At 75.5% G+C, this 13,235-nt stretch carries 10 protein-coding genes; 5 read left to right on the plus strand and 5 right to left on the minus strand.

Annotated features, from left to right (window positions below):
- Positions 1-100 precede the first annotated feature (100 nt).
- From ABZ780_RS13505 to ABZ780_RS13520, 4 genes are read left to right on the plus strand one after another with little or no spacing between them, the layout of a single operon-like run.
- Entirely contained in the window at positions 101-1,816 is a 1,716-nt protein-coding gene (locus ABZ780_RS13505; RefSeq protein ID WP_357486073.1) for a hypothetical protein, read from the plus strand.
- Positions 1,816-3,279, plus strand: a complete 1,464-nt coding sequence (locus ABZ780_RS13510) for an NADH-ubiquinone oxidoreductase-F iron-sulfur binding region domain-containing protein (RefSeq protein ID WP_357011767.1) — start codon at positions 1,816-1,818, stop codon at positions 3,277-3,279. Before ABZ780_RS13505 ends, ABZ780_RS13510 begins: the two co-directional genes overlap by 1 nt.
- A gap of 51 nt (positions 3,280-3,330) precedes the next feature.
- Entirely contained in the window at positions 3,331-3,939 is a 609-nt protein-coding gene (locus ABZ780_RS13515; RefSeq protein ID WP_357486075.1) for a thioredoxin-like domain-containing protein, read from the plus strand.
- A complete protein-coding gene (locus tag ABZ780_RS13520) occupies positions 3,936-4,829 on the plus strand; it encodes a cytochrome c biogenesis protein CcdA (protein ID WP_357486077.1) in 894 nt (297 codons plus the stop codon). Before ABZ780_RS13515 ends, ABZ780_RS13520 begins: the two co-directional genes overlap by 4 nt.
- 35 nt (positions 4,830-4,864) lie before the next feature.
- Here ABZ780_RS13520 and serS read toward each other — a convergent pair whose 3' ends face one another.
- The 5 genes from serS to ABZ780_RS13545 all read right to left on the minus strand — a co-directional run bounded on the left by serS (position 4,865) and on the right by ABZ780_RS13545 (position 10,240).
- Positions 4,865-6,154 (minus strand): serine--tRNA ligase, encoded by a 1,290-nt coding sequence (gene serS, locus ABZ780_RS13525; protein WP_357486399.1) that lies wholly within the window; start codon positions 6,152-6,154, stop codon positions 4,865-4,867.
- A 92-nt stretch (positions 6,155-6,246) separates the two neighbouring features.
- The gene (locus ABZ780_RS13530; protein WP_357011773.1) at positions 6,247-7,371 is read right to left on the minus strand and encodes a MerR family transcriptional regulator; all 1,125 of its coding nucleotides are present in this window, start codon (positions 7,369-7,371) and stop codon (positions 6,247-6,249) included.
- A gap of 25 nt (positions 7,372-7,396) precedes the next feature.
- The gene (locus ABZ780_RS13535; protein ID WP_357486079.1) at positions 7,397-8,611 is read right to left on the minus strand and encodes a saccharopine dehydrogenase NADP-binding domain-containing protein; all 1,215 of its coding nucleotides are present in this window, start codon (positions 8,609-8,611) and stop codon (positions 7,397-7,399) included.
- A 43-nt stretch (positions 8,612-8,654) separates the two neighbouring features.
- Positions 8,655-9,803 (minus strand): alcohol dehydrogenase catalytic domain-containing protein, encoded by a 1,149-nt coding sequence (locus tag ABZ780_RS13540; protein WP_357011777.1) that lies wholly within the window; start codon positions 9,801-9,803, stop codon positions 8,655-8,657.
- A complete protein-coding gene (locus ABZ780_RS13545) occupies positions 9,800-10,240 on the minus strand; it encodes a hypothetical protein (RefSeq protein WP_357486081.1) in 441 nt (146 codons plus the stop codon). The genes ABZ780_RS13540 and ABZ780_RS13545 overlap by 4 nt, the downstream gene beginning before the upstream one ends.
- Positions 10,241-10,386: 146 nt before the next feature.
- Here ABZ780_RS13545 and ABZ780_RS13550 point away from each other — a divergent pair, with 146 nt between their 5' ends.
- A complete protein-coding gene (locus ABZ780_RS13550) occupies positions 10,387-13,233 on the plus strand; it encodes a LuxR C-terminal-related transcriptional regulator (protein WP_357486083.1) in 2,847 nt (948 codons plus the stop codon).
- Positions 13,234-13,235: the final 2 nt, after the last annotated feature.

Below are 13,235 nucleotides of genomic sequence, written 5' to 3' on the forward strand. Positions count from 1 at the left end.
CGCCGCCGCCGGTTGGTTCGATCCGGCCCAGAAATTTCCATCCCCAGGTGATCCGCACGCCCCGTCCGTCCGTACTGGATGGGGGAGCAGGGGTCGGCCGGTGGTGCGCCGCCGCGAGACGATCGAGGAGCAGATGGCCCGGGCAAAGCAGAACGAGAAGGCCACCACGGTCCGGACCAGCGCCAGCAGCCGTGGGGTACGAACTCGGTCGCGGTCGGCGACCATGCTGCTGATCGCATCGGTGGTCGCCGCGCTCTGGGCGGCGACGATGCTGACCGGCGCGGGGCAGACGGCGTACGCGTACGGCTTCTTCTTCACCGAGTTCTTCGCCGGGGTGATCGCCCTGGTGTCGCTGAGCATCACCGTGATGCTCGGCCTGCTCGCCACCGACCGACTGGTGCTGAGCATCCCGCACCGGGTGTTGATGCAGTCGGCGCACCGGGCAACCGGCGTACTGGGCGTGGCCGGGCTGGGCTTCCACGTGCTTACCAAGATCGCCACCGGGCGGGCGGCGGCGACCGACTCGCTGATCCCGTTCGTCGGCGGCCGAGGGCTCTACGTCGGCCTCGGCACCGTGGCCGCCCTGCTGATGGTCAGCGTGATCTGGACCGGCATCATCCGGGCCCGCTTCGCCGGCGTCGGCCCGAAGTGGCTGTGGCGCGCCCTGCACTCCACCGCGTACCTGGCCTGGCCGTTCGCGGTGCTGCACGGCCTCAACGCCGGCCGGGCCGCGAACTCCTGGGTGGTGCTCAGCTACCTCGCCTGCATCCTGCTGGTCGTGTTGGCGCTGCTGGTGCGGCTCTCGGTGACCATCGGCCGGCGCAGCCGCGAGCAGCACCAGGCCGCCGTGCGCAACGCGGTGATGGCCGGCCGGGGCAGCGTGGAGAGCCGCGGGCGGTCGCTGCTGGCCGGCCTGACTCGACGCCGCGACACCAGCGAGGACAAGCGTCCCGCCTGGGCGGAGGCCACCACCGCCAGTTGGACCGCACCACCCGCCAGCTCACGGCGGCGCGACCCCGAGCGGTTCACCGTCCCGGTGGTGCCCGAGCCCGGCTCACTCGCCGAGCCGGCCCGGCCCAGCCGACGGCGGCGGGACGAGGAGCCGGCCGCCCGGCAGGACGTCGACCGGCCGACGCGCGGGCGCCGCGACGAGGCGGAACCCCGCCGGTCGGCCCGCCGCGACGAGGCGGAGCCCCGCCGGTCCGCCCGCCGCAGCGCGCAGGAAACCCCCACCCGTCCGCGCGACGAGGAGGAGTTGGAGCCCGTGGCCCGCCGACGCGGTGAGCGCAGCCGGACCCGGACCCGGGACGAGGCGGCCACCACCGGCCGGCGACGCGGCACCGCGCCGGTCGAGGAACCGGTCGCCGAACGGGCCAGCCGCCGCTCCCGTACCGAGGACGAGGGCAGCCGGTACTCGGCGCCGCCACGACGGACGCTCGACGAGGCCGAGGAGCCGTGGGACAGCCCGCGCCGCTGGCAGGCCGCCGAGCCGATCTCCGCCGAGCCGATCTCCGCCGGCCCGATCTCCGGCAGCCCGATCTCGGCCGGCCCGATCTCGGCGGCGCCGCGCAGCGGCAGCGGCCGGCACAGCGCCGAGGACGACCTGCCGGAGGAGCCGGACTACTGGCGCCCGCCGGCCCGGTACGTCCCCGAGGAGGTGCCGCCGCCCGTCGACGACACCCCGACCCTGGTCGACCTGGCGTCGCGGCGAGCCCGTCGGGCCGCCGGCGAGGGCCGCTCCGCCAAGCGCCGCAAGGCCAGCGCGGACGCCGTGGACGGCGCGTACTGGGCCGGGCTGCGGGGTGAGGCCAAGTGATGCGGACGACCGTGCCCCCGGTCGCCTGCGTGGGCGAGCCCCGACTGACCGCCGGCTTCGCCGAGTTCGGCCGGCTCGACCTGGCCGCGCACGAGGAGGTGCACGGGCCGATCGGCCCGATGGAGCCGGCCCAACTGCTCCGGCTCGCCGAGGGCATGCAGCTCAAGGGCAAGGGCGGGGCCGGCTTCCCGTTCGCCCGCAAACTGCGCGCTGTGCTGGAGTCCTGTGAGCGACAGGACCTCGCCGCCGTGGTCGTGGTCAACGCCACCGAGGGCGAGCCGGCCAGCTGGAAGGACAAGGTGCTGCTCACCCGCGCGCCGCACCTGATCCTCGACGGCGCGGCGTTGGCCGCGTACGCCCTGGACGCCGAGGAGATCGTGATCGGTGTGGCCGACGACGGGGTCGGCCGGGAGTCGCTGATGGAGGCGCTGAGCGAGCGCCGGATGCCGGTGCCGGCCACCATCGTCACCGTGCCGCACCGGTTCATCTCCGGCGAGGGCGGCGCGCTGGTCAACGGGATCAACGGGTTGCCGCACATCCCGCCGGGCACCAAGAAGCGCTCCAGCGACTCCGGTGTCGGTGGACTGCCCACGCTGCTGTCCAACGCCGAGACGTACGCCCAGCTCGCCGTCGGGGCGCGACTCGGCCCGTACGAGTACGCGGCGCTCGGCACCGACGACGAGCCCGGCACCGTGCTGCTCACCGTGACCGGCGCGGCGGGCCGACCGGCCGTGGTGGAGTGCACCGCGGGCATGCCGCTGCGCGACGTCCTCGACCTGTGCGAGGTCCCGGACGTGCAGGGCATCCTGATGGGCGGCTACCACGGCAAGTGGATCACCCCTGAGGCGGCGGAGAAGGCCGAGGTCTCCCGCAAGGGCCTGGCCGCCGTCGGCGGCACCCTGGGCGCGGGCATCATCGTCCCGCTCGGTGTCGACACGTGTCCGCTCGGTGAGGCCGCGCAGGTGGTGCGCTACCTGGCCGGCGAGTCCGCCGGCCAGTGCGGCCCCTGCAAGATGGGCCTGCCGGACCTGGCCCGCGCCGTCGACCTGGCCGTCGCCGGCAGCCAACCGGCCGACGTGGTACGCGCCGCCGCCGGCGAGGTGAAGGGCCGGGGCGCGTGCAGCCACCCGGACGGCACCGCCCGGTTCGCCCTCTCCGCGATCGAGGTCTTCGCCGACGACCTGCGGATGCACAGCACCGGCGACGGCTGCGGCCGGCGGGTCAAGGGCGTGATGGGGCTGCCGGGCGCGCCCGATACCAACCCGCAGAAGCTCACCCTGGACTGGTCGCGCTGCGACGGTCACGGGCTCTGCGCGCACGTGGTGCCGGACTTCATCCGGCTCGACGGCAACGGATATCCGGCCTTCCCGGCCACGCCGGTGCCGACCTGGCTGCGCGAGGGCGCGCTGAAGGCGGTCAAGGTCTGCCCGGAGCTCGCCCTGCGCCTGGCCAAGGCCGAGTAGGGACGCCTGCGCAACGCCGGTGTTCCGTCCTGACGACGAACGGAGAAGCGGATGCCGATGGGGATCGGGCGAACAACGGTCGGGTTTCTGCCCCGCGCCGCCACCGTCGGGGCGCTCGTCGCCGCCCTGCTCGCCACGGCGTCCTGCACCGGCACGGTGCCGCCCGACGCTGCCGCCGCCGGGGCCGCGCCGGCCCCGACCAGCGCGCCGACCGGCACACCGGCCGACCCGCCGTCGGCCGCGCCCGCCCCGATCCCGGACACGCTGCGCTTCGCCGGCACCACCCTCACCGGCGGCGCGTTCGACGCGACGCGGCTCGCCGGCCGACCCGTGGTGCTCTGGTTCTGGGCGCCGTGGTGCGCCACCTGCGCCAGTCAGGCGTGGACGGTGGCTGAGATCGCGCCGCGTTACCGGGACACCGTGCCGATCGTCGGCGTCGCCGGGCTCGGCGAACAGAAGGCCATGAAGGACTTCGTCACCGAGTTCGACCTGGACGGCACGACGCAGATCGACGACCGCAAAGGGACGCTCTGGCGTCGGTTCAAGGTGACCGAACAGAGCATCTTCGTGATCATCGACCGGGACGGCAAGGTGGTCCACCAGGGCTTCCTGGACGGTGAGGCGCTCACCGCCAAGGTCGCCGCGCTGGCCCGGGCGTGACCGCCCCGCTGCTGCTCGCGCTGACCGCCGGCATGCTCGGCGCGGTCAACCCGTGCGGCTTCGCGCTGCTGCCGGCGTACCTCTCGTTGTTGGTCGCCGGGCCGTCGGACACCCGGGGCGCGGTCGGCCGCGCGCTCACCGCGGCGGCCGGGCTGACCCTGGGGTACGTGCTGGTCTTCGGCGCGTTCGGCCTGGCGGTCGCGCCGCTCGCCGGTTGGCTGCGGTCCCGGCTGCCGTGGCTGACCATGACGCTCGGCGTGCTGCTGGTGGTGGCCGGCTGTTGGCTGCTCGCCGGCCGGCGACTGCCCGCCCCCGGCTGGTCGGCGCGGGCACCCCGACTGACCCGCTCCTGGCCGTCGATGGCGCTGTTCGGCGCGGCGTACGCGCTGGCCTCGCTCGGCTGCGCCATCGCGCCGTTCCTGGCCATCGTGGTGACCAGCCTCCAGGCCGGCTCGACCGGCGAAGGGCTGGCGCTGTTCGGCGCGTACGCCCTCGGGATGGGTCTGGTGGTCGCGGTCGCCGCGCTCGGTGTGGCGCTGTTGCGCGACGGCCTGGTGGCCCGGCTGCGGGTCGCCGGCGCCCTGGTGCCCCGGCTCAGCGGCCTGGTGCTGCTGCTCAGCGGCGGGTACGTCGCCTGGTACGGCTGGTACGAGCTGCGGCTGTTCGACGGCCGCCGCGACGCCCTACACGACCCGGTGATCCGCGCAGCCGCCCACGTCCAACAAACCCTGGCCGCCGCCCTGGACAAACTAGGCCCAGCACTCCTCCTAGCGGCCCTGACAGCCCTACTGCTCCTAAAAGCCCGCTCCCGCCCCCGCACCCCCCAACCCACACCCAGCCCTGTTGACCATGAAGTTATTGCCACGACACGCCGAGGTGAGGGGCAATAACTTCATGATCAACGGGCTGGGTGCGGGCCGGGGGGTCAGCGCGGGGTGGGGGTTAGGCGGTCGGTGCCTAGGCGGTCGCGTAGTACCTCGGGGATCTGCACGCTGCCGTCGGTTTGCTGGAACTGCTCCAGGATGGCCGGGAAGAGCCTGCTCGTGGCCAGCGCCGACCCGTTGAGCGTGTGCACGAACCGGGTCTGCTTGCCGCCCGGCTCGCGGTAGCGGATGGCCGCCCGGCGTGCCTGGTAGTCGCCGCCCCAGGAGACCGACGACACCTCCTTGTACTTGTCCATGCTCGGCATCCACACCTCGATGTCGAGGGTCTTGCGCATGGACGCGCTGGCGTCGCCGGCCGACAGCAGGCTGCGCTGGTAGTGCAGCCCCAGCTTCTCGACCAGGCTCTCGGCGTGGGTGACCATCTCCTCCAGCGCCGCGTCCGCCTGCTCGGGCAGCGTGAACTGGAAGATCTCCACCTTGTTGAACTGGTGGCCCCGCACGGTGCCGCGCTCGTCCGAGTGTGAGCCGGCCGCCTCCCGGCGGTAGCACGGCGTGTACGCGAACCGCTTCAGCGGCAGCTTCGGCGTCTCCAGGATCTCGTCCTGGTACGCCCCGAGGATCGCCGTCTCCGAGGTGGGCAGCAGGAACTGCCCGCGCGGGGCGGACTCCCGGTCCAGGTGGTAGACGTCGTCGTAGAACTTCGGGAACTGCCCGGCGGCGAAACCGGCCGTGTCGAGCAGCAGGTGCGGCGGCAGCAGGAACTCGTAGCCGGCCTTGATGTTCTCGTCGATGAGGAAGTTCAGCAGCGCCCACTCCAGGCGGGCGCCCATCCCCGTGTACATCCAGAAGCCGGAGCCGCCGAGCTTCACGCCCCGCTCGTGGTCGACCAGACCGAGCATCCGCGACAGCTCCACGTGATCGCGGACCTTCTCGATCACCGGGGCCTCACCGAAGGTCTTGACGACCCGGTTGGCCTCCTTGCCGCCGGGGAGGACGTCGTCGGCGGGCAGGTTGGGCAGCTCGCTCATCGCGGTGCGCAGCCGGGCCTGCACCTCGTCCAGCTCGGACTCCAGCTCGGAGAGCTGCCGGCGGCCGGCATCGGGCGCGGCGGCCTCCGGCTCGCGGCCGGCGCGCTTCGCCTCCGCGTACGCCCGCGCCTCCGCCTTGCGGCGCTGCCGATCGGCGTCGATCTCCGTGATGAGTGCGCGTCGTTCCTGGTCGAGCCGCTGGATCTCGTCCAGGGCACGGGTGACCTCGGCGGGATCCAGACGCTTCGCCAGCGCGGTCGCCACCGCCTCGCGATCCTTCCGGATCAACTCCATGTCGAGCATGCTGCTCCGTACGCCTCCGTCCGGGGTCAGGTGGACCACCAGATGCTACCGTCGCGCCCCTTTCGACCCGGGACGGGGAGTGACGGCCCGGTTCAGAGCCGGATCGGCATCAGCACGGAGAAGGTGTCCGCGTCGTCCGGACGGCGTACGGCCAGCGGGGCGATCGGCCCGTCCAGCTCCAGCACCAACTGCGGCCCGCCGGCCGCGTCCAGCGCGTCGAGCAGGTAGTCACCGTTCACCCCGATGCGCAGCCCGCCGGCCCGGTGCGGCTCGCGGCCCGTGCCGGCCGGGTGGGGCTCGGGCAGGTCGGTGGGGTCCAGCAGGCGCAGGTCACCCCGGTCGTCGAGGCCGAGGACGCTGACCGCCAGCGGCCTGCCGGCGTGCTCACGGACCACCGTGGGGGCGGCCGGGTCGGTCAGCGCGGCACGCAGCGCCGCCACGTCCACCGGGATGCGGTACGTGGCGGGCCGCTCGCCGACCGCCTCGCGCAGCAGCCGACGGTAATCCGGGAAGTCGTAGGGCAGGGCCGTGCCGGTCAGCGTCCGGCCGCTCACCACCGCCCGCAGGTCGGTGCCGGCCACGGTCAGCCGTACCGGCTCGGCGTCGGCGTTGTCGAGCAGCCGGCGGAGCCGGTCGACGAGGTCCACCGGCAGGAGCATCCGCGCTGGCGGACCGTCGACGTCCGCCGCCGCTCGGGCCAGCGCGAGTCGGTGCCGGTCGGTGGCGACAAGCCGAACAGCGTCCGGCTCCACGTCGAGCAGCACCCCGCAGAGCACCGGCAGCTCCGGGTCGACGCCGACGGCGAAGCGCACCGCGTCCAGCGCGGCGGCCAACCCGGCGGGGGAGAGCAGCAGCGTCGTGGCCGTGGCCGGCGTCGGGTCGACCAGGGCGCGGAGCCGGACGATCTCGCGGCGGGCGTCGGCGAGCCCATCGGCCAGCCGGCGCAGGTGCGCGTCGAGCAGGCGGTGCACCTCGGCGGGCTTCGCGCGGACCGCGGCGGCGATCTCCGGCACCGGCATGCCGACCCGGCGTAGCCCGGCCACCAGCCGGGCCGGGCCGATCTGCTCGTCGGTGTACCAGCGGTAGCCGGTCACCGGGTCGACCAGGGCCGGCTCCAGCACCCCCGCCGAGTCGTAGAAGCGCAGGGCGCTCACGGTCAGGCCACTGACCCGGGCCAGCTCGCCGATGCTGTGCAGGTCGCTCACCACATCCGGCATCCTGCCCCCTCGACCTGGTCGAGGGTCAAGCCGCCGACCCGGTCCCACGCTCCGCCGGGCTCTCGCCCCGCTCCAGCACCCGGAAGGTGAGCCCGGCCCGGATCAGCCGGTCGAGCAGCGCGTCACCCATCGCGCTGACCGGGGTGAGCTGACCGGCGGTCGGCGGCAGGTCGTCGAGTGCCAGGCAGAGCGCCGACTCGGCGAGCATCTTCGCCGTCTCGTCGTAGCCCGGGTCGCCGCCGGCGACCTCGGTGACCACCCGTTGACCGCCGCCGGTGCCGACGAACCGGACCCGGAACCAGGACGCCGCTCGCTGCTGCGGCGTCGGCCCCTGCCCGGACGCGAGCCGACCGAGCAGCCAGCGTCGGGTGGGTGGCAGCTTCACCAGGCCGACCAGCGCGCCGAGCCCCACCGCGCTGACCAGCACCGTCGGCAGCCGCTTCAGGGCGGCGAAGTGCCGGTAGCGGAAGTCCGGGCCGTACTCGGGGCGGGCCGCCGCCGACCGGCGGATCACCTGCGGGTCGATGGTGGGCAGCGGCACGGTCCAGATGCCCAGCTCCGCCGAGCGGGCCAGCCGGCCGGGCACCGCCCGGACCCGGCGGTCGGTGGGGCGCGGCTCGACGGCCCGGCGGGCGCGGGCGGCCCGGCTCGCCTCCCCGGTCCGGGAGAACGCGGTGAGCGCGGAATGGTACGTGCCGGCGGAGAATCGGCCACCCGCGCGCACGTGGCCGTCCACGCAGATTGGACCGTCGGCGGGCAGCTGCTTGACGGTGAACCAGACGCCCAGGTCGTGCGGGATGGAGTCGAACCCGCAGGCGTGCACCAGCCGCGCGCCGGTGCGGGTCGCCTCGGCGTGGTGCCGGACGTACATCAGGTCGACGAACTCCGGCTCGCCGGTGATGTCCAGGTAGTCGGTGCCGGCCTCGGCGCAGGCGGCGACCAGCGGCTCCCCGTGGTGGATGTACGGGCCGACGGTGCTGGCGACCACCCGGGCGCTCAGCGCCACCGCGCGTAGCGAGTCGGCGTCGGTCACGTCGGCGGTGAGCAGCGCCAGGTCGGCCAGCGCCGGGTCGATCGCGGTGAGCCGGGCGCGTACGGCGTCGAGGCGATCCCGGTTACGCCCGGCCAGCGCCCAGCGCAACCCGGGTGGCGCGTGCCGGGCCAGGTATTCAGCGGTCAATCCGCCGGTGAACCCGGTCGCGCCGAACAGCACCACGTCGTACGTCCGCTCCCCAGCCATCCCCGGAGTCTGCCACCCATCGACCTCGATCGCCGAGGGCGGTTCACGGCGTGAACACGGCTCGGACGCACCCGTCGGCGCGATCCCGGAACAGCGCGTACCCGTGCGGGCCGTCCTCCAACGGCAACTGGTGGGTGGCCAGGTGCTCGGTGCGCAGCTCGTCGCGGGCCATCCGGTGCAGCAGCATCGGCACGTCCCGCAGGTCCGGTCGGCGGGCCCCGCGCAGCGTGAGCCGCTTGTCGGTCACCGCGCCCAGCGGGAACGCGTCGACGAACGCGTCCGCACCGCCGAGCACCACCACCACGCCGTCCTTGCGGCAGGCGTGCACCGCCTCGTGCAGCGCGTCCGGGCGGTCGGCGCCCCGGCCGGCGAGACGTTCGGCGAGGGACCGCGCGGGCGGTGCGCCGACGGCCAGCACGCACACGTCCGCGCCGCGTCCACCGCTGCGGTCCCGCAGCTCCGACCCGACATCGGTACGGCGGTAGTCGAGCGGCTCCGCGCCGGCGTGCCGTTCGGCCATCCGCAGCCGTTCCTCGTGCCGGTCCACGACGAGCACCCGGGCGGCACCGCGCAGCATCGCCGCGCGGGCCGTCAACTGGCCCACCGCACCGGCACCCCACACCGCCACCACGTCGCCGGGCCGCACCTCGCCCAGCTCGGCCGCCAGCCAGCCGGTCGGCGCCGCGTCGGCGGCGAACAGCGCCCGGTCGTCGCCGACCGCGTCCGGCACCCGGAACGCGCCCACGTCGGCGTACGGCACCCGGACGTACTCGGCGTGACCGCCGGCGAAGCCGCCCGCCGCCCGGGGTCGGCCGAAGCAGCCGGCGTCCGGGTGACCCCAGCCAAGATCGGCGGTCGCCGGGTCGGTGCTGCCGTTGTCGCAGCAGGAGTGCCGGCCCTGACGGCAGTACCAGCATCCACCGCAGGCGACGCTCGCGCCGACCACCACCCGGTCCCCGATCCGGTGTCGCCGGACCGCCGGACCGGCCTCGACCACCTCGCCCAGGAACTCGGTGCCGAGGACGTCACCGGCACGCACGAGCGGGTCCCGACCGGCCAGCAGCGGCAGGTCGGCACCATTGGTGGCGCTGCGCCGGACGCGGACGATGGCGTCCCGCTCGTTGCGCAGCTCGGGGTCGGGCACCTCGCGTACCGCCAACTCGTCGGCGGCCACCCAGCACAGCGCCCTCACCCGCGGGCCTCGTGGCGGTCCAGCGCGGAGCGGTCCGCGCGCAGCACCTCACCGGCCTCGACGTGCTGCTTGACCTGGCGCAGCGTTCGGCGGACCAGCAGCCGCGGGTCGTCACCGACCAGGTGCGCGGCCAGGCCGACCGTCGGTGCGGCGCTGGCCCGCGGCCGGGCGGCCAGCTCGGTGCCCCGGTCGCCGGGGGCCGGGCGCACCCGCACCTCGACCGCGCCGTCCAGGCGGCGCAGCGGCTCGGGCCACCGGCCGCCCGGAAGCACCTGCTCCGGGGGGCGATCCACCGTCACCACCTCCCACCGGGCCGTCGCGGCCGGGTCGCCGTCCGCGCCGGGCCGGCACCACCGCCGGGGTACGCGCAGCAGCCGCACCGCCCCGGTCAGCGCAGCGCCGCCCAGGGCGGATCCCGCGCGCCTCAGCCGTCCCATCGGTCCCACCCGTCCTGCCAGGTCCACGTCCCCCGATCGTCGGTCGGGGCCGGGTGAAGCGGGCTCGCCCGGAAGGGGTGAACCGGCCCTGGTCGGGTAACCGCTCGCCGACCGGGGGGTGGGACGTCGGCGGGGGGTGGGGCCGGGTGACGGAACAGCGTGATCGCGTGCGGGTGGGTACGGCGGCGGGGCTCCCCGGGGAGCCGCCGCTGCTGGCATCCCGGCTGACCCCGGCCGTGCCGCCCGAGCCCGTGGTGGCCCGGCCCCGCCTGCTGCGTCGGCTCGACGAGGGCAGCGCCGGGCCGGTCACCCTGGTCACCGCGCCCGGCGGTTGGGGCAAGACCACGCTCCTCGCCACCTGGGTGCGGCTGGCCGGCACCGCACGCGAGGCCGACGCCGGGCCGCTGGTGCCCGACTCCGGGCCGCTGGTGGTGCCCGAGGTCGGGCCGGAGCCGGCGTGGGTGTCGGTGGAGGCCGGCGACGACGGCGACCGGCTGTGGGCGTACCTGGCGGCGGCGCTGCGGACCGCGACCGGGGCGGCGGACGACAACCCGCTGGCCCCGCTGCCCGCCGGGCCGCCGCGCCCCGACCAACTGGAACTGCTCGCGGCCGGGCTGGCCGCCCTGGAACGTCCGGTGCTGCTGGTCCTGGACGACCTGCACCGGGTCACCGACCCGGCGGCGCTGACCGGGCTGGAGTTCCTGCTGCGCCACTGCGAGCAGCGGCTGCACCTGGTCGTCGGCGCGCGGGCCGGGCTGCCGCTGGCCCTGCACCGGCTGCGCCTCGCCGGTGAGCTGACCGAGATCGGCCCGGACGAGTTGGCCTTCACCGACGATGAGGTGGCCGACCTGCTCACCGCGCACGGCGCGGCGCTGCCCGCGACCGCGGTACGCCGACTGCGGGAACGCACCGGGGGCTGGCCGGCCGCGCTGCGGATCGCCGCACTGGCGCTGCGCGGGCAGCCCGACCCGGAGCGCTGGGTGGGGCAGTTCGGCGGCGACCAACCGGAGATCGCCGGTTACCTGCACGAGGAGGTGTTGGCGGCGATCGACCCGGCCGACCGGGACCTGCTGCGCCGCACCGCCCTCGCCGAGACCATCTGCGCCGATCTGGCCGAGGCGCTGACCGGCCGCGCCGACGCCGGGCAGGCGCTGGCCGACCTGGCCGGGGCCGGTGGCCTCCTGCGCCGGGAGGACAGCCGCCCACCCTGGTACCGCTGCGACCCACTGCTCGCCGACCTGCTCCGGGCCGAGCTGGCCCGGCTGCCCAGCGACGAGCTGCGTGAGCTGCACGTACGGGCGGCCGACTGGTACGCCGGGGACGGTCGTCCGGCCGACGGGCTGCGGCATGCCCTGGCGGCCGGCCGGTGGGATCTGGCCGGGGACCTGTTCGTCGCGCACTGGCCGGAGCTGACCCGGTACGACGACGAACCGGTCCGCGGCCCGGCACCCCCGTCCCCGCCGCCGGACGTGGTCCGCGCCGATCCGGAGGTGGCCCTGGCCTGCGCCGCCGAGCGGGCGTACGTCGGCGACCTGCCGGCCGCCACCGGCCACCTGCGTACCGCCGTCGGATATGCGAACACCCTGCCGGTGCCGCGCCGGGACCGGTTCCAGCGGATGGCGACCGCCCTGGAACTGACCATGGCCCGGCTCGCCGGTGACCGGACCGAGGTCCGTGCCGCCGCCGCCCGACTGCTGCGCACCCGTCCGGTCGACACCCCGCCGACCGGGCCGGCCAGCGCACATCCGGCACCCGGTTCCGCGTCGAGCGCCGACGACGCCGACCTGCGCGCGTTCACGGGCACCGCTCTCGGGCTCGTCGAGCTGGCCGGCGGCGGGCTGCCCACCGCGCGGTTCATCCGGGCGCGGGTGGCGGCCCGGGACGCGGGTCGGCCCCGTACCGAGCTGGTCTGTGCCAGTCGCTCCGCCCTGCTGCTCGCGGTGCGCGGCGAGCTGCGCGCGGCGGAGCGGGCGGCCCGCGACGCCCTGGGCATGCCGCCGTGCCGAGGTTGGTCCTGCCGGCTCGACTGCGCCTACGCGTACCTGGCGTTGGCCGTCGTGGCGCTGCACCGTGACCAGCCCGAGGAGGCTGCCGCGAACCTTGCGCTCGCCGTGCCGGCGACCGGCCCGGTCGGCGTCGTCGAGGCGGGTTCCGGGCACGACTGGTCCAACTCGGGGGGCGACCCGGTGGCGACGGCCCTGGCCGCGTGGTGCGGGGCGCAGCTGCACCGCGACGCCGGAGACCCGGCCGCTGGCCAGCGGATGCTCGTCCAGGCCCGCGAGTCACTGCCCGACGAGCCGGCCGCCGCCGAGCTGTCGGGTCTGCTGCGGGCCGTCGAGGCCGAGATCCGCGCCGAGCGGGGCGACCAGGACGGCGCCCGAGCCCTGCTCGCCGACGTCAGCGGCGACCCGGACAGCCCGGCGCTCGCCGTGGCCCTGGCCCGGCTGGAGCTGCGAGCCGGTGACCTCTCCGCCGCCGGGCGGGCCCTGCCGGACTGGCAGGCGCCGCCCGCCGCGGCCTGGCCCCTGCCGGTACGCCTGGACGCCGGCCTGCTGGAGGCGGTGCTGGCCGACCGGGGCGGGGACGCGCGCCGGGTCGGCCGGACCCTGGAGCAGGTGTTGGACCTGGCCGGCGCACAGGGCTGCCGGCGGGTCTTCACGCGCGCCGACCCGTCGGTGCGGGACCTGCTGGCCGCGCACCTGGACGCGGGCACCGCGCACTTCCCGCTGGTCAGCGACCTGGTGCGGGGGGCCGAGCAGAGCACGGCCCGACCCGGCGGCGAGCCAGCGGGAGCGCTCGACGAGCCGCTCACCGAACGGGAGCTGACCATCCTGCGTTACCTGCAGAGCATCCTGTCCAACGTGGAGATCGCCGCCGAGCTGTCGCTCTCGGTCAACACGGTGAAGACCCACGTCCGCAACATCTACCGCAAACTCGGCGCGACCCGCCGGCGCGAGGCGGTCCGGCGGGCGCGCGAGCTGCGCCTGATCTGAGC

Source organism: Micromonospora sp. NPDC047467, from assembly GCF_040643095.1.
In the GTDB taxonomy this organism is placed as follows: Bacteria; Actinomycetota; Actinomycetes; order Mycobacteriales; family Micromonosporaceae; genus Micromonospora.

Bases quoted from the DNA above. Each gene is read 5' to 3' on its own strand.
- serS (WP_357486399.1), bottom strand. From the start codon at position 6,154: ATGCTCGACATGGAGTTGATCCGGAAGGATCGCGAGGCGGTGGCGACC.
- ABZ780_RS13545 (WP_357486081.1), bottom strand. From the start codon at position 10,240: ATGGGACGGCTGAGGCGCGCGGGATCCGCCCTGGGCGGCGCTGCGCTG.
- ABZ780_RS13535 (WP_357486079.1), bottom strand. From the start codon at position 8,611: ATGGCTGGGGAGCGGACGTACGACGTGGTGCTGTTCGGCGCGACCGGG.
- ABZ780_RS13510 (WP_357011767.1), top strand. From the start codon at position 1,816: ATGCGGACGACCGTGCCCCCGGTCGCCTGCGTGGGCGAGCCCCGACTG.
- ABZ780_RS13530 (WP_357011773.1), bottom strand. From the start codon at position 7,371: ATGCCGGATGTGGTGAGCGACCTGCACAGCATCGGCGAGCTGGCCCGG.
- ABZ780_RS13515 (WP_357486075.1), top strand. From the start codon at position 3,331: ATGCCGATGGGGATCGGGCGAACAACGGTCGGGTTTCTGCCCCGCGCC.